The following is a 21874-nucleotide window of genomic DNA, read 5'->3' as shown; positions in this document are numbered from 1 at the left end:
ACGGTCCAGATGTAAAAACGGGAGCCCGTCACATGACGGACTCCCGTTGGGGTTTTACCGGTCTTACTGGTTGGCGAGGATGCTCACACCGCTGAACGCGGACTCACCGACCACCTTGATGTAATACGTGCCGGCCACCGGCGCGGTGAAGCGCACGGTTTCACTGTTGCCCGGACGCGTGGACTTGGCATCGAACGCGGTCGCGGTCGGCTCCTTGCCCTGGCTCACGTACACCGACACATTGCCGCTGCCACCGTAGGTGAGCAGGCTCAGCACCTTGCCGGCCTGCGCCTCGAAGCTGTACAGCACTTCGCTGCCACCGGCGCCGCTCAGGCCACCGACGGCGACCTTGTTGGTCAGCGGCGTGGCCACCGGGCCGCAGTTCTCGGTGCACTCTTCTTCCAGCGCCTTGTCCAGGGCGGCCTTGGCATCGACGATGCCGGTGCCGATCGGGGTGGCGGTCGGGATGGTGACCGGGAAGGCCCGTGCGGTCTGCTTGAGCAGGGCTTCCAGCGCAGCCGGAGTGAGTGGATCCTTGCCGGCCGCCGCGACCGCGCCCTGCACCAGCGCTGCCACCGCCGCGACATGCGGGGAGGCCATCGAGGTGCCGGCCATGCCCACGTAGCTGTAGGCACCGGAGGTCGGCGTGGTCAGGCCGTTGTAGCCGGACTGCCACACGTAGCCGCCCGGATTGCCGTCCACGCTGCCACCGCCGCCCGGGCCGGACAGGTCCACCACGGTGCCGAAGTTGGAGTAGTAGGCGATCCCACCGGTGATGCGGGTGGCGCCGACCGCCACCACGTTGGCGCAGCTGGCCGGACGGAAATTGGAGGCGTTGGAGGCCGAGTTGCCGGCGGCGACCACCACGGTGGTGCCGCGCGACACGGCGCCATTGATCGCATCCTGGTACAGCGCATCACACGCGCCGCCGCCGCCCAGGCTCATGTTGATGACCTCGGCCGGATTGGCGTTGGCCGGGATCCCGGCCACCGTGCCACCGGAGGCCCAGGTGATCGCATCGGCGATGTCGGACAGGTAGCCACCGCACTTGCCGAGGACGCGGACCGGCAGGACGCGCGCCTTGTACGCAACGCCCGCCATGCCCACACCGTTGTTGGTGGACTCGGCGATGGTGCCCGCGACGTGGGTACCGTGCCAGGAGCTGTCATCGGCCAGCGAGCCGGCATAGCACTCGTTGTCGTTTTCTACCCAATCACCGTAATCCAGCGCACCCGGCACGCGCTCGTCGGTCGGTCGGCGCGAGGTTTCCGCATCGCTGATGAAGTCGTAACCGGCCAGCAGATTGCCGGAGAAATCCGGGTGCTGCGGCAGGATGCCGGTATCGAGCACCGCCACCACCACGCCTTCGCCCTGGGCGATGTCCCACGCTGCCGGCGCATTGATGCCGCCGGTAGCGCTGTTCAGATGCCACTGGTACTGCGCGTAGTACGGATCGTTCGGCACCAGCTGCGGGGTCGCGTCGCGCGGGCGCACATCGGTGCGCTGCAGCTTCACGTCCACTTCGGCGTACTGCACGGAGGGATCGGCCTTGATCTCGGCCAGCACCTTCTGCAGTTCGGCCGGGCTCAAGCGGCCCTGCAGGCGGATCAGATCGGCACCGACACCGAGCTTGCGCACGATCTGCGGGTTCACGGCACTGGCACGGCCGGCGGCGGAGCCACCGACACTGGCGCGGGCGACCGCCGACTGCACGGCCGTCAGCTTGGCCGAACGATCCGTGGCCGCAGCGGTGCCGGCGCGGTACTTGACGATGATGCGCTCTGCGCCCTGGGCGGCAGCCGGCTGGCGCACCGGCTCCTTGGCCGGCAGGCCCGCTGCATAGGCGCTGGCGCCTGCGGACAACGACAGCACGGCGGCTGCCAGCACATTGATGCGAAGGTTCTGCTTACTGGTCACGTTGACGTCCTCTTCAAGGTCATGGATCAAACGACTGTTCAGGCCAACACTCCATGCGAGCTCCCTGGCCGGCCCTGGCCAGGGTTCCCGTGACCCGCCCCCTCAGGCCTTGCATTGCGTTGCAACGGGGCCGCGCACGGCCCCGCATTGAAACCAACGGCTTACCAGCCAAAGCCGGCGCCCACGCCGACCGAGCTGTCATCACTGCTGAAGGCACCGCCCAGGGTCACCGTGGCGCGATCACTGAGCGCGCGCTGGTAGCCCAGCGACAGCGCCGATTCGCCGCCCTGGAAACCGACGCCAACACCGACGCGGTTCTGGGTACGCACGCCGGCGGCGCTGGTGGCCATGTTGAGCATGGCCGCGCTCATCGCCCCCTGGCGATCAATACGACGGTCCTGATGACGCAGGCGCTGGTCGATCTCGCCCTTGTAGATGTCGAAGCTGTCGGCCATCGAGGTGAAGCGCTGGTCGGTATAGCTGTTGGCGGTCGCGATGCCGCCGTCCAGCTGGCCCTTGTTGACCGCATCGGTGGCCTGCGTGCCAGCCGCCACGTTGGCGACCTGGCGTTCGTTGCCAACGCTGCCGACCGAGACCGTATCGGCCCGATCGGCGACCGAGCCCTGGCCCAGTGCCACCGAGTTGGCGGCCGAGGCGGTCGCGCCCTGGCCGATGGCCGTGGCCGAGGCCCCGCTGGCCACTGCTCCCTCCCCCATCACCACCGCGTTGACGGCGGCCGGTGCGGCGGCCGGTGCACTGAGCGGCTGGCTGCCGCCCACGCTGGCGGCGGTGGGCGTGCCCTGCACCGAGGCGAGGGCGTCGTCGCTGGTGGCGCTCATCACGCTGGCTTCCGGTGCAACGCTGGCCGTTGCCAGCGCAGCGGTGCGTGCCCGTGCACCGCCACTGCTGCCCCCCGCCACGCGCTGATCGAGGTCGCTGACCTTGCGGTCGAGCGCGCCCAGCGCATCGCCCACGTTGCTGTACGTCGCGCCCTGGATCACATAGTTCGGCGCAACGAACACGCCCTGCATGCCCACGCTGGCGCCGCCACCGAGGAAGGTGGCGACATCGGTGAGCGATTGGAACAACTGCCCACCGTTGATCGCCTGGCGGCTGCCGGACGCGATCGAACCGCTGCCGACGTTGTCCAGCGTGGTGCCCTGCAGACCCGACAGGGTCAGCGTGTCGCGGCTGCTGTCATCGTAGGTCAGCGCATTGGCGGTGACGTTCTCGACCGAGCCGATGCGGGTGTCGATATCACCCACCTGGGTTTCCACCGCGCCGACGCGCTGGTTGGTGGTGTTGAGCTGGCCGCCGGTCACGGCATCGGTGCTGCCCGCGGCAATGCGGCCAGCTCCGACGTTGACGATGCGGCGCGTGGCCGGGCCATCCGTGCCGTTGCCGCCACCGACCGACACCACATTGGCTTCGACCGCGCGCGAACCGGACCCCAGCGCCACCGCGTTGGCACCGGAGACACCTGCCGCTGAACCGATCGCGATGCTGTTGGCCCCGTTGCTGGCGAATGCACCGTTGCCGATCGCCACGCCATTGGTCGCATTGGTCGAGGCCTGCCGGCCCAGCACGGTGCTGTTGGCACCGCGTGCCGAGGCATCGGCACCGACCGCGGTGGCCCCGGTCGCCGAGGCGACGGCCGCGGTACCCAGCGCACTGCTGCGTGTCGCACTGGCGGTGGCACCGGAACCGGCGGCGAGTGCATCACTGCCGCTGGCCGTGGCCACCCCGCTGCCGCTGGCCTGGAAGTGCTTGCCGACCGCATCGGCGGTGGCTGCGACCGAATCGAGCTGCGACTTGGTCACCGCGTCACTGGCATTGACCGCGTCACCGACATTGGTGATGCGGCGCGTGGCCGGGCCGGTGGTGCCATTGCCGCCGCCGACCGAGACCACATTGGCCTCGCTGGTGCGGGCACCGGCGCCGAGCGCGACGCTGCCTGCGCCACTGGCCGACGAACTGGTACCGACCGCCGTGGCGTTCAGGCCGCTGTAGGCGTAGCTGTCCTGGCCGATGGCCGTCGCGCCCTGCGAGGTTGCCCATGCCAACTGCCCCACCGCGGTGGTGCGTGCGGCGGTGGCCCAGGCGTTGGAACCGGCCGCGACGCTGTTGTCGCCACTGGCCTGCGATGCGTAGCCGATCGCATTGGCGTAGCTGCCCGACGCGGCACTGCCCCAGCCCAGTGCGGAGGCGTAATCACCACTGGCCTCGGCCCCATAGCCCAGCGCCGTGGTGCGTACCCCACTGGCCGCGCTGAAGGTACCGACCGCCGTGCTGTAGTCACTGCCTGCTTCGGCGCTGTAGCCGAAGGCCGCGGACTGCAGCCCGGCCGCCGTGGCACCGGCACCGGTGGCGGTGCTGAAGCTTCCTTCGGCCTGCGCCCCCGCACCGAGTGCGGTGGCACCGACGGCGCTGGCGCTGGTGGCCTTGTCGAGCAGCACGTTGCCGTTCTCATCTTCGTAATACAGCGCACCACCGATGGCGGTCGCCGAGTCGGCCGTGGCCGAGGCGTTGAAGCCCGATGCCGAGGCATTGCGGCCGGAGGCCAGCGAACCGCTGCCATAGGCCGAGGCCCCGGTGCCGAACGCGTTGGCGGCCTCACCCGCGGCGGTGGCATACGCCCCGTCGACATAGCTGCCGACGTCGTCGCCATTGCCGCTGCCCGACGCCTGGAAGAAGCGGCTGGTGGTTTCGGCCACATCGGCCACCGCATTGAGCTGATCGACATTCACTGCGTCAGTGCCTTCGGTACCGGCGGCGACGTTGGTGATCTGGCGTTGTGCGGTGGCCGTGCCGACGGAGACGGCATTGTCGCGGTCAGCGACGGACCCGGCACCCAGCGCGACGCTGTTCACGCCCTCTGCGCTGGCACTGGCGCCCAGCGCGGTGGCATTGCCTGCATCGGCCCACGCGTTCCAGCCGATCGCGGTGGCGTAGTCATCGGTCGCCCAGGCACCTGCACCGAACGCCGAGGCACCGGTTCCCGAGGCACGCGACGGCAGCAGACCGAAGAAGGTCGTGCCACCGATCGCCACGCTCTCATCGCCGGTGGCTTCGGAGTATTCACCGACCGCCACCGCACCCGAGCCGGACGCGGTCGAGGCCGCACCGACCGCGACGGCGTAAGCGTTGGAGGCCACCGCGCCATAGCCCAGTGCAGAAGAGAGCTGGCCGGTCGCTTCGCTGTAGCTGCCGAAGGCCGAGGCGCCGGCTTCGGACGCACTGGCGCGGAAGCCATTGGCGGTCGCCTGCTGGCCGCTCGCCGTGGACTGGCTGCCGGTGGCCGTGGCGTAGGCCCCTGCGGCCTGCGCGCCTGCACCGGTGGCAGTGGCGCCGATCTCGCTGGCGCCGGCACCGTTGCCGATGGCGACACTGTCTTCGCCGGTGGCCTGCGCGTCACTGCCCAGTGCTGCGGCACCTGCGGCGCTTGCCAACGCGTTGAAGCCAATTGCGGTGGCCTTGTCGGCGATGGCGGTGGCACCACTGCCCAGCGCGCTGGCGCCGTTGCCGATGGCATTGGAAGCCTCACCGGCAGCCAAGGCATTCTCGCCTTCCACGTAGGCACCGGCGTCGCTGTCATCGCTGCCGCTGGCCTGGAAGTACTTGCTGGTCGTCGCAGCCGCATCGGCGACTGCATTCAACTGATTCACGTTCACCGCATCGGTGCCATCGGTACCGGCCGCGACGTTGGTGATCTGGCGCTGCGCGTCGGCACTGCCGACCGAGACGCTGTCATCGCGATCGGCGATCGAGTCCGCACCGAGCGCCACGCTGTTCGCACCGCTGGACGTAGCCGCATTGCCGAGCGCGGTGCTGTTCACGCCCGGTGACCATGCACCGCCGCCGACAGCCGTGGAGTAATTGCCCGAGGCTTCCGTAGGCAGCAGCCCGAACAGCGCACCACCGACGGCCACGCTGTTGGTACCGCTGGCCAGGCTGCCCTGGCCGGTCGCGGTGCTGTAGGCACCGGAGGCTTCGGCATCGCCGCCGAGGGCCACGCTGTTGGAGCCGGTCGCCTGGGCGAAGCTGCCCAGCGCGGTCGCGTTGAAGGCCGAGGCCACGGCATAGCCGCCGATCGCGGTGGTGTAGCTGGCGGTCGCTTCGGAGGCGAACCCGTAACCGGCCGAGAGCGTCCCGCTGACCACGCTTTCCGCACCGACGGCGGTCGCACCATCACCGCTGGCGCTGCTGAAGTAACCCAACGCCACCGATTCCTCACCGGCTGCATCGGACAGCGCACCACCGGCCAGACTGCCGGCGCCGGAGGCGACGCTGGCCGCACCCGTCGCGGTGCTCTGCTCGCCGGAGGCCAGACTCTCTGCACCCGTCGCCGTCGCGTACTCGGCGGTCGACTGCGCGTTGGCACCGGTTGCGGTTGCATTGGCACCGCTGGCGACGGCATTGAAGCCTACTGCACTGGCATTGTCCGCCAAGGCGAAGGCGCCGCTGCCGATCGCCGATGCACCGGTGCCGGCCGCGAAGCTGCTCGAGCCGATGGCCGTCGCGTAGTCGCCATCGGTCGCCGCGTTCGCACCGGCGGCCACGCTCTCCTCGCCACCTGCGACGGCAACACCGTCACCGCTGGCCTGGAACTGGTCCGTCGCGGCGGTCAGCTGATCCAGATTGACGGCATCGCTGCCCTCGGTACCGGCGGCAACCTGGGTGATCTGGCGCTGCCGGCCATCGTTGCCAACCGAGACGGTGTAGGCACGGTCGGCGACGGAACCGGCGCCGAGCGCCACGGTATTGGACGCGCTGGCATTGCTGCCCGCACCGATACCGATCGCGCTTTCACCGCCGGCCACCACGTTGGTGCCGATGGCGATGCTGTTGATGCTGTTGCCGAGCGCCTGGAAGCCGACGGCGACGCTGTTGTCGCCGTAGCCGAAGGCACCGCGGCCAAGCGCGGTGGAACTACTGCCGCGCGCCCAGCTGTTGTAGCCGATCGAGGTGGACCCGGTACCGCTGGCCCACGCCGACTGACCCACCGCCGTGGCGTTGGCTTCGGTGGCCCACGCACTGGAACCGAAGGCGGTGGCGCCATCCGCAGTGGCCCACGCATATGCGCCGGTTGCCGTGGTTTCTTCACCGCTGGCAAAGGCGTTGTCGCCCTGCGCCACACTGTAATCGCCGGTGGCGCGTGCCTTGTAGCCACTGGCCAGGCTGTTGCTGCCGGTGGCCTGTGCGCCACTGCCGAACGCGTTGCTGGTGGTGCCGGTGGCCTGTGCACCGGCACCGACCGCCACGCTGTCCGGCGCCGCGGTGGCACCGATCAGGATCGCATTGCCCTGGTCATCCACCAGCGGCTGGTTGTACTCGTCATACGCCTGGCCGAGGCCACCAATGGCCACGCTGCCGTTGCCGGTGGCGCTGCTATTGCGGCCCAGCGCGACGGTGTCATCGCCGACCGCGGTCGCACCACCACCGACCGCCGTTGCCCCGGCGCCCAGCGCATTGCTGGCCTCACCGGCCGCCAGCGCATCCTCGCCATCGGCGAATGCACCGACCGCACCGCTGGCCGCACCGTTCGCCTTGAACTGCGCCGAGGTCGCCGAGGCCGACGTCGCAACCGCATCGAGCTGCGCCTTGTTGACCGCGTCTGTGGCTTCGGTACCGGCCGCGACGCTGGTGATCTGGCGCTCATTGCCGACGTCACCCACCGAGACCGTGTTGGTTCGGGTGGCGGTGGAGTTGGCACCCAGCGCGACGCTGTTCGCGCCTCGCGCAGTGCTGTAGAAACCGACGGCGGTGCTCAGCTCACCGCTGGCCCAGGTCTCCGCGCCGAGTGCGGTGGCGCCCTCGCCCGGCGCGTAGGCAAAGTAGCCCACTGCCGTGGCTTCAGTGCCCGAGGCTTCGCTCAACGTGCCGTTGGCCACGGCGTAATCACCACTGGCGATCGCGCCGGCACCCACCGCCGTAGCGGCTTCGCCACTGGCCTGGGTCTGCACGAAGAAGCCCAACCCCGGCAGCAGATCCGCCGGACCGCCAATGGCGGTACTGCTGTTGCCGGTCGCTACGCTCTGCGTACCGACCGCCGTCGCGTAGTCGCCGGTGGCATTGGAGACCGCGCCGAACGCCGAGGCCTGTGCACCGGATGCGTAAGCACCCACGCCGTACGACGACGACGCGAAGCCTGCGGCTTCCGCACTCGCGCCCACTGCCGTGCCGCCCACGCCGGCGCTGGTTGCACCGGTATCGACCGGCACGCCCCCATTGGTGATCAGCGGGTTGCCATCGGCATCCACCGCTGCCCCGCCCACGGCCACGCTGCCCGGTCCGTTGGCCTGCGCGTTGGTGCCGAAGGCTGCGCTGTTCTGACCGGTAGCGCTGGCGTTGTAGCCGACGGCCGTCGCGTTCTGCGCGGTGACGGTGGCGCCGCTGCCGAGCGCGGTCGCGCCGTTGGCCAGCGCGTTGGACGCCTCGCCGATCGCGGTCGCGTTGTCGCCTGCTGCAAACGCACCGGCATCGCTGTCGCTGCTGCCGGTGGCCTGGAAATACCTGCTCGTGTTCGCGGCGACCGCGCCGACCTCATCGAGCTGCGCCTTGTTCACCGCATCGCTGTCTTCGGTGCCATCGGCCAGATTGGTGATCTGGCGACGCAGGCCGTTGTCCGCATTGCCGACCGACACCGTGTCGACGCGATCGGCATACGAGCCGGCACCGAGTGCCACGCTACCCACTGCAACCGCGGCCGAATTCGCGCCGAGCGTCGCGCTGAAATCCGCGACCGCGACGCTGAACGCACCCACCGCCACCGAGGCTTCGCCCGCGCTGGCCGCACCGCGGCCCAGCGAGGTGCTGCCCGGCCCGATGGCCAGTGCACCACCACCGATCGCGGTCGCACCATCGGCGCTGGCTTCGGCCAGACCACCGATCGCCGTTGCCGCACCGTTTTCGCTGGCCGCTACCGCTGATGCGCCCAGGGCGACATCGCCCAGACCAAACGCTGCGGCGCTCTGGCCGAGCGCGATGCTGGCATCACCGAAGGCCATGCTGCCCTGGCCGAACGAACTTGCGCCGAGGCCAACCGCGAGTGCCTGGCTGCCAACGGCAGTGGTGGCATTGCCGATGGCCTGACTGCTGTTGCCCAGGGCCGTTGCGCCGTCGCCATCGGCGTTGGCGCTGGCACCTGCGGCCAGTGCACCCTCGCCATCGATCTTCGCCGCATCGGCGTCGGTGCCGTCACCATCGGCCTTGAAATAGCGGGTCGCGCCTTCGGCGGCGACCGCAACCTTGTCCAGCTGCGCCTTGTTCACCGCATCCGTAGCGGCGGTGCCGGCGGCGACGTTGGTGACCTGGCGCTCCTTGCCGGCATCACCGACCGACACGGTGTTGGCGCGGTTGGTTTTCGAGCCGGCGCCGAGCGCCACGCTGTTGGCGCCGGAGGCGGTGCTGTTGCTGCCGATGGCGACCGCGTTGGTGCCCGAGGCCGTGGCGTTGCCATCGACCACGCAGCTGTCGATGACCTTGCTGTTCAAGACCACGCAGTTCGCATTCCCGCCCACTTCCACCGACTGCGCGTGCGCTGTCTGCGTGGCGCCTGCCACGCCCAATCCAAGCGTCAGCGCGATGGCGGCCGAGAGCAGTGCGGTGTTGCGTCCGCCAGCGGTTCGGCGTTGATCGATGACGACACCCGAGGACTGGCTGCTGGCCAATTCCGAGGCGACGACCATCTGCCCCAGTGCTTTGTTCCAGACCTTGCGATAAATCCGATTCATCGATGCGGCTCCTGATTAGGCTGGTTTTAGGCAAAGCGACGCCAACGCCGGACCGCGTGGTCCAACGTCCCCTGGGGGCGTTTTTTCGCTTGATTTACTGCGTTGTGCGCAATGGCTGGCAGATACCTACAGCGTGCTCGCCATCCATGCGGTTACTGTGGAACTGAACGCTGTCGAAATGAGGATGCAGTGTTAACGTACAGTTTCAATGACGTCAAGACTTTGACGTTGATTTTGATATGACCGTGTCGCGCGTCACAAAAACGCCGCGTTATTGCGCATTTTTGTTAGCTGCATGTGAGCAAACGATATAACGGATTTTCACGTTGTAACGCCGTGTAACTCATTGCTCCCGATGAGTTTGTGCACCGCATAAAAGAAAACCGCCGGACAGGCCGGCGGTTTCTTCACGCGATTTTCACTGCATCGATTTTGATGCGTTGCGCAGTATCAGCCGCACCATACTCTTGCGTTGCGGAACATCCGCAGCCACGGTGAATCACCGTTCCAGTCCTCCGGATGCCAGCTGTGGTTGATCGCACGCGGGGTGCGTTCCGGGTGCGGCATCATGATCGTGGTGCGGCCATCGGTGGTGGTCAGGCCGGTGATGCCGTCGGGCGAGCCGTTCGGATTCAGCGGGTACTGGGTGGCCACGTTGCCATCGCCATCGATGTAACGCAGCGACACGCGCGCCGCGGCCTGGTCGATTGCGTTGGCGAACACCGCTTGGCCTTCGCCATGCGCCACCGCGACCGGCAGGCGTGAACCGGCCATGCCACGCAGCAGGATCGACGGCGATTCCACCACTTCCAGCAACGCGGTGCGCGCTTCGAACTGCTCGCTGCGGTTGCGACGGAACTGCGGCCAGTGCTCGGCACCGGGGATGATGTCCTTCAGCTGGCTCATCATCTGGCAGCCGTTGCACACGCCCAGCGCGAAGCTGTCCTCGCGGGCGAAGAAAGCCGCGAAGGCATCGCGCAGCGCGCCGCGCTCCAGCACCGAGGTGGCCCAGCCGCGGCCGGCACCGAGCACGTCGCCGTAGCTGAAGCCACCACAGGCCACCAGACCGGTGAAATCGGACAGTGCAACACGGCCTTCGATCAGATCGCTCATATGCACGTCGAACGAACTGAAGCCGGCACGTTCGAAGACGTTCGCCATTTCAATCTGGCCGTTGACGCCCTGCTCGCGCAGCACCGCCACGCGCGGACGTGCGCCGGTGTTGATGAAAGGCGACGCCACATCTTCGTTGATATCGAAGGTCAGCTTGGGCTTCAGGCCCGGCGCGTTGAAGTTGCGCGCGATCGCACGCTCCTGGTCGGCGTTGTCCGGGTTGTCGCGCAGCTTCTGCATGGCGTGGGTGACCGACCACCAGGCATCGAACAGCGCTTCCCAGCGCCACTCGACCAGGCTTTCGCCCTGCAGCGAGACACGCACCACCGGGGCGGTGGTCGGACGCGCGATGCGCTGCGCGCATTCGGTCAGTGCATGGCGTTCGACCAGATCAGCAAACGCGGCGCGGTCTTCCTTGGCGATCTGCACCACCGCACCCAGCTCTTCATTGAACAGGCTGCGGAACGGATCATCGCCCCAGGCATCCAGGGTGATGTCCAGGCCCAGGCGCGAGGCGAAGGCCATCTCGCACAGCGCGGCGAACGCACCGCCATCGCTGCGGTCGTGGTACGCCAACAGCAGGCCGGCCTGGCGCGCATCGCGGATCAGTTCGAAGAACGCGCGCAGGCGCTGTGCATCGTCCAGATCCGGCACGGCGCCGGCGAAGGCCGGCAGCGCGGAATGGTCGGCGTGCACCTGGGCCAGGATCGAGCCGCCCAGACGCTGCTTGCCGGCGCCCAGGCCGATCAGCCACAGCTCGCTGTCGGCGTCACGGTCCAGCAGCGGGGTCAGCTGGCCGGTCGCATCGGCAACCGGCGCGAACGCCGAGATCACCAGCGACACCGGCGACACCGACTTGTGCGCCTGGCCGTTGTCCTGCCACTGCGCCTGCATGGAGAGCGAGTCCTTGCCGACCGGAATGCTCAGGTCCAGCTGCGGGCACAGCTCCATGCCGACCGCACGCACCGCGTCATACAGCAGCGCGTCTTCACCGTGATGGCCAGCCGCGGCCATCCAGTTGGCCGACAGCTTCACCGTTTCCAGTGCATCCACCGGCGCCGCACACAGGTTGGTGATCGCTTCACCGACCGCCATGCGCGCCGACGCGGCCGCATCCAGCAGCGCCAGCGGGGTGCGCTCGCCGATCGACATTGCTTCGCCGGCCACGGTGTCGAAACCGGCCAAGGTGATGGCGACGTTGGCCAGCGGCAGCTGCCACGGGCCGATCATCTGTTCGCGTGCGGTCAGGCCACCGACGCTGCGGTCACCGATGGTGACCAGGAAGTTCTTCGAGGCCACCGAGGGATGGGCCAGCACGCGCAGACCCGCTTCGTGCAGGTCCAGCCCCGCGGTCTTCAGCGCCGGCCAGCGCGGCGCCGACGGGTGCACGGTGTCGCGGTGCATCTTCGGCGCCTTGCCGAACAGCACGTCCATCGGCAGATCGATCGGGGCATCCACCGGGGTATTGCCCACGGTGGCGCCGTACGCCACGACGAGCCGCTCTTCAGCGGTTGCGACGCCAACGGCGGCGAACGGGCAACGTTCGCGCGCGCACAGCGCGGCGAACTCGGCCAGGCGCGCCTGCGGCACACCGAGCACGTAGCGTTCCTGCGATTCGTTGCACCACAACTGCATCGGCGACAGCGACGGGTCATCGGCGGGCACCTTGCCCAGATCGATCACACCGCCCACGCCGGAGTCATGCAGCAACTCGGGAATCGCGTTGGACAGGCCACCGGCGCCCACGTCATGGAACCAGCGGATCGGGTTGTCCAGGCCGAGCGCGACGCAGCGGTCGATCACTTCCTGGCAACGACGCTCCATTTCCGGGTTGTCGCGCTGCACGCTGGCGAAATCGAGGTCTTCGGCGCTTTCACCGGAGGCCACCGAGCTGGCGGCGCCGCCGCCCAGACCGATCAGCATCGCCGGGCCACCCAGCACGATGACGGCGTCGCCGGGCTGCAGGCGAAGCTTCTCGACCTGGTTCTGGTCGATCGCGCCGAGGCCACCGGCCAGCATGATCGGCTTGTCGTAGGCGCGGGTCAGGCCCTCGCCTTCGGGCAGTTCGAAGCTGCGGAAGTAGCCAAGCAGGTTCGGGCGGCCGAACTCGTTGTTGAACGCGGCGCCGCCGAGCGGGCCGTCCAGCATGATGTCCAGCGCCGGCGCCATGCGCGGGTTCAGCGCGCGCGGGGCCTCCCACGGCTGCGGCAGGGTCGGGATGCGCAGGTGCGAGACCGAGAAACCGGTCAGGCCGGCCTTCGGCTTGCCGCCGCGCCCGGTCGCACCCTCATCGCGGATTTCACCGCCGGCACCGGTGGCCGCACCCGGGAACGGGGCGATCGCGGTCGGGTGGTTATGCGTTTCCACCTTGATGCAGAACGCCGAATCGACCACGGCTTCGCTGCGGTACTGACCGGTGGCCGGGTCCGGGCGATAGCGCGCGGTCGGGAAACCGGCGACCACCGCGGCGTTGTCGCTGTAGGCGCTCAACGTGTGCTGCGGGGTCTGCTGGTGGGTGTTCTTGATCATGCGGAACAGCGAGTGCGACTGGTCGGCACCGTCGATGGTCCAGCTGGCATTGAAGATCTTGTGGCGGCAGTGCTCGGAGTTGGCCTGCGCGAACATCATCAGTTCCACGTCCGACGGCTTGCGGCCCAGTTCGCCGAAGCGCTGGCGCAGGTAGTCGATCTCGTCCTGGGCCATGGCCAGGCCGAGGCGGCTGTTGGCTGCCTCCAGATCCTCCAGGGCGATCCGTTCCAGCTCACCGCGCGCCGGGGCGCTGAACAGCGCCTGCGCCTGCGCGGTCTCGGCCAGCACGGACTGGGTCATCGGGTCGTGCAGCGCGCGGATCACCGCTTCCTGCGCGGCCGCGTCGGCCGGCCAGCCGGCCAGATCGATGCGCAGGCCACGTTCGACCCGGCGGATCGGTTGCCCGGCACCGCGGACCAGCTCGGTGGCCTTGCTCGACCACGGCGACAGCGTGCCCAATCGCGGCACCACGAAGCGCGATACCGCCCCGTCCTCACGCCCGGCCAGGGTCGGCTGGGCCTCCAGGATCCGGCTCAGGATCACCGGGTCCGGGGCCGCATCGCCCTCGGTCTGGATGAAGTAGACATGCCAGGCACCGGTGATGCGCAGATCGGCGGCCAGGGACTGCAGGCGGGATTCAAGACGTTCGCGGCGGAACGGCGAAAGGGCGGATGCGCCCTCGAGGACCATCATGTCCGGGGAACCGTGGTTGGGAACGGGGCCCACTATTGTACCCAAGTCGGCCGCCGCGGCCCGGCCCTGGGGATCGGCCTGCCTGGGAGGCGGCAAGGTGCGTTCACACCCGAACCATGCGCTGGTTCACGGATTGCGCCGGGATTACATGACAACGTTATCACCACCTGGCCCCAGCGCCCGGTGCTGTCCGTCCCCCATGTCGTTGCCGGCCTCTCTCACCGGCGCCCGGACCTGCTGCACGCATGCCGCCATCCCGGCGGCATGCGCCCACCTGATCGGAGACCGACCATGCCAGACCCGATTGCGCGCCGTGCAGTGACATCGTTTTCCTCCCCCGCCCTGCGTCCGCGCCGACGGCGCTGGTTGCTGGCGCTGGCCTTGGCCGCTGCCGCCGGCACGCCCACGCTGGTGCAGGCCGCGAACTGTACCGGGGCGCCCGAATGGAATGGCGCGGCCATCTATCTGGCCGGCCAGACCCTGCAGAAAGGCGGCGTGCTGTACCGCGCCAACCAGGACATCTGGAACGCCCCACCCGACCACCCGGCCGGTGCGCCCTACTACACCAACCTCGGTGCCTGCGATGGCAGCGGCAGCAACCAGCCGCCCAGCGTCGCGCTGACCTCGCCCGCCGCCGGGGCCAGCTTCACCGCCGGCAGCAGCATCACGGTGAGCGCCAATGCCAGCGATACCGATGGCAGCATCAGCAAGGTCGAGTTCTTCCGCGGCGGCACCTCGCTGGGCATCGACACCAGCGCCCCCTACAGCGTGGTCTGGAGCAATGCCTCGGCCGGCAGCCACACCTTCAAAGCCGTGGCGACCGACAACAACAACGCCGTGACCTCTTCGGCCACGGTCAATGTGACCGTCACCGCGGCCAGCAACGACACCACGCCACCCAGCGTTCCGGGCGGATTGGCGTCCCCGTCCAGAACCGCCACGACGGTGAACCTGGCCTGGAACGCGGCGACCGACAACAGCGGCGGCAGCGGCGTGGCCGGCTACGACGTGTACCGCAACGGCAGCCTGGTCGGCTCGCCCAGTGCCACCCAGTACACCGATGGCGGCCTGGCCGCGAGCACGGCCTATACCTACACGGTGCGGGCACGCGACAACGCCGGCAACGCCTCGGCGCAGAGCGGCTCGATCAGCGTAACCACGGCCGCCGGTGGCGGCGGGGGGGGCGCCAAGCGGGTGATCGGCTACTTCACCCAGTGGGGCATCTACGGCCGCAATTACCAGGTCAAGAACATCGACACCAGCGGCTCGGCGGCGAAGCTGACCCACATCAATTACGCCTTCGGCAACGTGCGCAACAACCGCTGCGAAGTCGGCGTGACCCAGGCCTCCGACCCGAACACCGGCGTGGGCGGCGATGCCTACGCCGATTACGGCAAATCCTTCGCGGCCGGCGACAGCGTGAGCGGCACGGGCGACACCTGGGACCAGCCACTGCGTGGCAACTGGAACCAGCTCAAGCAGCTCAAAGCCAAACACCCGAACGTGAAAGTGCTGATCTCGCTGGGCGGCTGGACCTGGTCGCGCGGCTTCTCCAGCGCGGCGCAGCCGGCCAACCGGCAGGCGTTCGTGGCCTCGTGCATCGACGCCTACATCAAAGGCAACCTGCCGGTGGCCGATGGTGCGGGCGGTGCGGGTGCGGCGCTCGGCGTGTTCGACGGCATCGACATCGACTGGGAGTACCCGGTGGCGTGCGGGCTGAGCTGCGGGACGCCGGCCGACAACGCCAACTTCACCGCGCTGCTGGCCGAATTCCGCCGCCAGCTTGATGCGGTGCGGCCCGGCCTGCTGCTGACGGTGGCCGTGGGCGCAGGCGTGGACAAGATCCGGGTGACCGATCCGGCCAGCTACCACCCGTACCTGGATTTCATCAACGTGATGACCTACGACTTCCACGGCGCATGGGATCCGCAGACCAACCATCACTCGGCCCTGTTCGATTCACCGGCTGATCCCTCCACCGGCGACCAGAAGCTCTACAACAGCAACGATGCGATGGAAGCCTTCCTCAGCCGCGGGGTACCGGCCAGCAAGTTGAACCTGGGCATCGGCTACTACGGGCGTGGCTGGACCGGCGTGGCCAGCGGCAACAATGGGCTCTACAAGAGCGCCAGCGGCGCGGCACCGGGCACGTACGAAGCCGGTATCGAAGATTGGAAGGTGCTGAAGACCCTCAACTGGCCGGTGTACACCGACAACGTCGCCAAGGCCACGTGGATCTCCAACGGCACCACGTTCTGGAGTCTGGATACGCCCGCGATGGTCACCGAGAAGATGGGCTATGTGAAAGCACAGGGCCTGGGCGGTGCATTCTTCTGGGAGTTCAGCGGCGATGATGCGCAGGGCACCCTGACCAAGGCGATCAGTGACGGCTTGAAGTAAGCCCGCCTGACACGGGGCGCTGTCTCGCTGATCCCGCAGGGACGCGTCGCGTTGATCGCAACAACGAAAACGCCCCGGCCTGGCCGGGGCGTTCTGTCTTCAGCGGCTGCCGCCTGCCGAGACGCGCTCCAGCGCGGCCTTGAGCTGCGCCGGCGGCAGGTAGCCACCGAGCTGGGTGCCATCGGCGGCGAAGATCGCCGGGGTGCCGTTGACGCCCATCTGCTGGCCGAGCTTGTACTGCATGGCCACCGGATTGGTGCAGTTCTTCGGGGTGACGGCCTTGCCGGTCTTGGCGGCGGTCAGGGCCTGCTTGCGGTCGGCAGCGCACCAGACCGAGATCATGTCGGTGTAGTCCTGGCTGCCCAGGCCCATGCGCGGGAAGGCCAGGTATTCCACGGTGATGCCGTTGCGGTTGAGCTCGGCGATGTCCTGGTGCAGCTTGCGGCAGTAGCCGCACTCGATGTCGGTGAAGACGCTGACGGTGTACTTGGCATTCGGCGCGGCAAACACGATGCGCTCGTTGTGCGGCACGCCATCGAGCAGCTTGCGGCGGTAGCTGAGCAGGCCCTGGCTGCTGACCGGCGCCTTGTTCTGGATGTCGTACGGCTGGGACTGCATCAGGTAGCGGCCGTCATCAGAGACGTACAGCACCTGGCCACCGACCAGCACCTCGCGGAAACCGGCAAACGGCGCGGCCCCGATGAAATCAGGCTTGAAGGTGGGGTCCAGCTGCTGCAGCGCGGTGCGCACGCGCTGGTCGGCATCACCGGCAGCGGCCGGGGTGGCGGCAGTGGTCTTGGCCGCCGGAGCGGACGGTTGCTGCGCGCAGGCAGACAGGCTGAGCGCGCCGAAGAGCGCCGCAATGGCAACACGGAGCATCGAGCATTCCGGTGTAAGAGGTCAGGCTGGATTCTCGCACAGCTGCCTGCTCACGCAGCTGGACCGCAGTGGAACGGTGAGGCGCGGCTGCGTTTGGCCCCGCCTCAGCCGCGCGGGTGGTGCTTGGCGTGCAGCTTCTGCAGGTGCTCGCGGGCCACCAGCGTGTAAATCTGGGTGGTGGACAGCGAACTGTGGCCGAGCAGCATCTGCAGGGCGCGCAGATCCGCGCCCCGGTTGAGCAGGTGGGTGGCGAAGCTGTGGCGCAGGCCATGGGGACTGATCCGGGCGGGGTCGATCCCGGCCAGCACCGCGTACTTCTTCACCAGCCCCCAGAACTGCTGGCGGCTCAAGGGATGCAGGGAGGGCTCCAAAAACATCGGCACAGCGCCGTCCTGTGGCGTCGGCACGTTGCGCTTGCCGGTGAGCTGCGGGCGCGATTCGGCCAGATAACGTTCGAGCCAGTGCTGGGATTCTTCCCCCAGCGGAACCAGCCGTTCCTTGCTGCCCTTGCCGGTCACGCGCAGCACACCTTGGCGCAGGTTCACGGCATTGGCCGGCAGGTTGACCAGTTCGCTGACGCGCAGGCCCGCGGCATACATCAACTCCAGCATGGCGCGGTCGCGCAGCCCAAGTGGCGTCTCGATGTCGGGACTGGCCAACAGCGCATCGATCTGGCTTTCGGCCAGCGCCTTGGGCAGCAGCCGCGGCAGCTTCGGCGGATCGAGCAACGCACTGGGGTCATCGCTGCGCTCGCCGCGGCGGACCGCATCGGCGAAGAAGGCCCGCAGCGCGGAAAGCAGGCGGGCATTGCTGCGCGGCGACCAGCCATGGCGGGAGCGCCAGGCCAGGTAGTCGAACAGCCCGGCGCGATCGAGACCGGCCAGCCCCCCGGCCGCGCCATCACGCCAGCGCGCGAGACCTTCCAGATCGCGCCGGTAGCTGTCCAGACTGGCACGCGCGAGGCCGTGTTCGGCCCAGGCCGTGTCGAGGAAGCGCTGGATGCGGACGTTGTCATCGTCGCGCAGCTCGGGCAGGTGATGGATGAGCTGGCGGCGCAGTGCGGGGGTGGTGGCATCGGACATGCGCACAGCATACGGAGCAGGCCGTGCGTGGGCCATCGAACGCGGGCAGCGGGCCGGGTATGCTCCGGGTCATGACCGATACCGCGCTGTCGTCCCCCGCTGCTGATCGCCCTGCATCGTTGCTGCTGTGGCGGCTGTTGTCACTGTTGTACGACTTCTTCCCCGCCCTGGCGCTGTGGATGGTGCTGGGAGCGGTGTTCGTGGCGGTCTACACGATCAGCGGTCACGCAGCGCGGGAGAACATCGCCCCGTTCAGCGCGTGGCAGTGGGCGTTGTGGGCATGCTGCTGGGTCGTGACAGGCCTGTACGCGACGATGAGTTGGCGCCGCGGCGGGCAGACGCTGGGGATGCGGCCGTGGCGGTTGCGGGTGGTGTCGCTGGACGGCACGGTGCCGACGCGCAGGCAGTTGTGGCTGCGGTATGCGGTGGGGTCCCTGTCGGTGCTGACGGCCGGCCTGGGCTTCTGGTGGGCGCTGGTGGATCGGCAGCGGTTGACCTGGCATGACCGGGCCAGCGGGACGCGGGTTGTGCGGATGCCGAAGTACTGACGCGCTGACGCACTGACGCACTGACGCTCTAAAGCCTTCCAGAACAGCGCTGAAAGCAGCGCCTCTGTTTTCTGTGCGTTTGCGGAGAGGCGCAACCCATTTCTGGGCCCGCTGCAAGTCCCGCTCCGCGGCCCGGCCCAGCCGCTGGCGGCTGTGCGTTCGGTCGGATGCGAGGCAGTGCCTCGCAAGCGATCCGCCCTCACCCATGTAGGCTCGTAGTGCGCCATCCATGGCGCACTACGGCCCTGAAATGGGCTGCGCCTCTCCGCATTGACAGATTGCGAAGTGCGGTTGATCAAGGCGGATTTGTTGCGTGACCGACGTTTCGCACTCAGTACCGGCTCTCGCGATCAAGACGCGTAAGGAGCGCAATCTTCATAGCGAAGTCGTACCTTCGCTGAATCGATCAAGCCTTCGTCGATCAATTGCTCAGTCGCTCAGTCGCTCAGTCGCCAAGATTCAATACGAACAGCGTCACTTCGCCAACCCGTCAGAACGGTAGAGCCGGGCCATGCCCGGCTGCTCCTGCTCTCCCTACCCCCACCAGAACACTGTCGGAGGCGCGACGGGATTGCCAGGCCGGGACCGTGTGGAGCCATGGATGGCAGCACACGAGCCTACATGGACGTACTTGCGGCGGGTCCCGGAATGGCGAGCCCGTCGCGCCTAGCTCGACAGCCCATGGTGGCCGCTTCGGCTTCGGCTTCGGCCTCGGTTCTGGCGTTTGGCGTTTGGCGTTTGGCGTTTGGCGTTTGGCGTGTGAGCAGATGAATCAGCCCGACTTACGTCGGAACAACAACCCGGACACCACCATCATCACGATCGGCGGCAACGCATACGCAATCCGGTAATCGAACTTCAACGCACCGGCCATGCGCCCGAAGAACAACTGCAACAACCAGAAGCCCAGCGCGAACAGAATGCCCAGGAACAACCGCTTGCCCATACCGCCACTGCGCAGCGAACCGAACGCGAACGGCACCGCCGCCAGGCACAACGCCAACACATTGATCGGATAGAACCAACGGCTCCAGTACACATCCTCGTAATCGCGCGCATCCAACCCATTGCGCTTGCGGTACTCGATGCTGGTACGCAGATCCATCGCCGTCAGATTGCGTGGCTTGGAGATACCACTGGCCAGCGCCGCCGCATCCAGGCGTGAATTCCACGGCTCGGATTCGGCCGTCTCCCGCGTTGCCGACCGCTCACCGAACGTGTCGCGGCGGACCTTGTTCAATACCCAGCCATCGGCGCCATGTTCGGCGGTGGTGGCGTAGGTCAGCGAGGCCAGGCGGCCGTCGTCGGCGATCTTGTACAGGCGCACGTCGTGCAGGATCAGCCGCGTGCCCCCGCCGGCCTGCAACTGCTCGTCGCCGCTCTGGGCGTTGAGGAAGGTGTCGCCTTCGCGCGCCCACACGCCCGAATAGCGGGCCGCGCTCAGGCTGCTGCCCCACTTGGCACTGATCTTGATGTCGTCGGCCTTGCTCTGGCCCCACGGGCCCAGCGTTTCGCCGCTGAACACCATCACCGCGGTCATCAGCGACAGCGCGATCGCCACCGAGACGCTCAGCCGCTTGCGCGACAGGCCCAACGCGCGCAGTGCAGTGAGTTCGGAGGTGGCCGCCAGCTGGCCCAGGCCCATCAGCGCGCCGATCACGGCGGCGGTCGGGAAGAAGGTATAGGCGCGGCGGGGCACGGTGTAGAGCACCCAGGCGGCCGCGTGACCGAGGGTGTAGCTGCCCTTGCCGACGTCCTTGAACTCGCCGGAGAAGGCCATCACCACGTCCAGGCCGACCAGCACCGCCCAGGTCAGCAGGACGGTGCCGAACACGGCACGGCCCAGGTACAGATCAAACCGCATGGGGCGCAACACGTTCATGCGGTCCTCCGGGGACGCGACAGTTTGCCGTCGCGGAAATACATCCACAGGGCGAGGGCCAGCAACGGCAGCGTCAGCCACCACAGGCCCGCCACGGCGGGAATCTTGCCATCGGCGATCCAGCGGGTGCCGATGAACATCAGGTTCATGCCCACCATATAGGCCAGGAAGGCCAGCATCATCCGGCCGTAGCGCTGCTGGCGCGGCGAGCTGCGGGCCAGCGGCAGGGTCATCAGGGCGAAGGCCAGCGCGATCAGCGGCGGGGCGATGCGCGAGTGCAGCTGCGCCTGGGCCTCGGGGCGCTCATCGCCGAACAGCTGGGTGGTGCGCAGCAGTTCGGGGTCGTCGTCCTTGCGGGTCTCGGCGCCGTCAGGCATGGCCACGTCGTTGCGGGCGAAGGTCATCAGCTTGTAGTCCAGCGCACCGTTGGCCGGGCCTTCCACCTGGTGGCCGTCATCCAGCTCCAGATAGCGTTGCTTGGCGCCCTCGAAGTACATCCGGCCGTGATCGGCGGAGATCACTTCGATGCGGTCCTCCTTCTGGCGCTGCAGGAAGACCTTGCCCAGCTGGGTGCCGTCCGGGGAGACCGAAGACAGGTAAACCACGCCGCCATTGGGCAGGGAGGTGAACTTGCCCGCCTCCAGGCCCGCCATGACCACGCTGCGGTTGGCCTCGTCGATCATCGTCTCGCCGGTGCGGTCGGCCCAGGGGCCCAGCCACAGCGAGCACAGCCCGATCAGGCCGACCACCGGCACCACCAGCATCAGCAGGGGGCGCAGCAGGCGCTTGGGGCCGACGCCGATGGCGGTGATGACCGCCATTTCCGAGTCCCGGTAGAGCCGGGCCGTGGCCAGCAGCAGGCCCAGCATCAGCGCCAGCGGCAGGATCAGCGGCATATAGACGATGAACTGCAGGCCCAGCTGTGAGAACAGCAGGCGGGCAGGCAGGCGGCCGTCGGCGATGTTGCCGAGGATGTCCACCAGGACACCACCGACGCTCACCACCAGCAACACGATCAGGGTGGCCAGGAAACTCTGGACGAAATCACGCAGGAGATAGCGATCGAGCTTCGACATGGGGCGGTGGTTTAAACTCTCG

Annotated in this window: 9 protein-coding genes; 2 read left to right on the top strand and 7 right to left on the bottom strand. The window is 68.1% G+C overall.

What is annotated here, in order from left to right; translation table 11 throughout:
- Positions 1–63: 63 nt before the first annotated feature.
- From ABE571_RS10705 to purL, 3 genes are all read right to left on the bottom strand, one after another.
- Entirely contained in the window at positions 64–1917 is a 1854-nt protein-coding gene (locus ABE571_RS10705; RefSeq protein ID WP_313209240.1) for a S8 family peptidase, read from the bottom strand.
- Between the two features lie 161 nt (positions 1918–2078).
- Complete coding sequence (locus ABE571_RS10700) at positions 2079–9650, bottom strand: ESPR-type extended signal peptide-containing protein (RefSeq protein WP_346493687.1); 7572 nt, start codon at positions 9648–9650, stop codon at positions 2079–2081.
- A gap of 450 nt (positions 9651–10100) precedes the next feature.
- Positions 10101–13985, bottom strand: coding sequence for a phosphoribosylformylglycinamidine synthase (gene purL, locus ABE571_RS10695; protein ID WP_346493686.1), 3885 nt, complete (start codon positions 13983–13985; stop codon positions 10101–10103).
- Between the two features lie 291 nt (positions 13986–14276).
- Between purL and ABE571_RS10690 the strand changes: the two genes are divergently transcribed.
- Positions 14277–16385: a glycosyl hydrolase family 18 protein gene (locus ABE571_RS10690; RefSeq protein WP_313209234.1), complete on the top strand. Its 2109-nt coding sequence runs from the start codon at positions 14277–14279 to the stop codon at positions 16383–16385.
- A 99-nt stretch (positions 16386–16484) separates the two neighbouring features.
- Here ABE571_RS10690 and ABE571_RS10685 read toward each other — a convergent pair whose 3' ends face one another.
- Together ABE571_RS10685 and xerD are read right to left on the bottom strand one after the other, a co-directional pair.
- Positions 16485–17264, bottom strand: coding sequence for a thioredoxin fold domain-containing protein (locus ABE571_RS10685; protein ID WP_313209232.1), 780 nt, complete (start codon positions 17262–17264; stop codon positions 16485–16487).
- A 104-nt stretch (positions 17265–17368) separates the two neighbouring features.
- Positions 17369–18346: a site-specific tyrosine recombinase XerD gene (gene xerD, locus ABE571_RS10680; protein WP_346493685.1), complete on the bottom strand. Its 978-nt coding sequence runs from the start codon at positions 18344–18346 to the stop codon at positions 17369–17371.
- A 71-nt stretch (positions 18347–18417) separates the two neighbouring features.
- Between xerD and ABE571_RS10675 the strand changes: the two genes are divergently transcribed.
- Positions 18418–18894, top strand: coding sequence for an RDD family protein (locus ABE571_RS10675; protein ID WP_346493684.1), 477 nt, complete (start codon positions 18418–18420; stop codon positions 18892–18894).
- Positions 18895–19666: 772 nt separating this feature from the next.
- Here ABE571_RS10675 and lptG read toward each other — a convergent pair.
- Together lptG and lptF are read right to left on the bottom strand one after the other, a co-directional pair.
- The gene (gene lptG / locus ABE571_RS10670; protein WP_313209226.1) at positions 19667–20776 is read right to left on the bottom strand and encodes an LPS export ABC transporter permease LptG; all 1110 of its coding nucleotides are present in this window, start codon (positions 20774–20776) and stop codon (positions 19667–19669) included.
- On the bottom strand, positions 20773–21852 hold the full coding sequence (gene lptF, locus ABE571_RS10665; RefSeq protein ID WP_313209225.1) for an LPS export ABC transporter permease LptF: 1080 nt from the start codon (positions 21850–21852) through the stop codon (positions 20773–20775). The genes lptG and lptF overlap by 4 nt, the downstream gene beginning before the upstream one ends.
- Positions 21853–21874: the final 22 nt, after the last annotated feature.

The organism is Stenotrophomonas sp. TWI273 (assembly GCF_039674765.1).
In the GTDB taxonomy this organism is placed as follows: domain Bacteria; phylum Pseudomonadota; class Gammaproteobacteria; order Xanthomonadales; family Xanthomonadaceae; genus Stenotrophomonas.
Note: the sequence above shows the minus strand (reverse complement) of the source record. Positions and strands in the feature narration are given on the sequence as shown.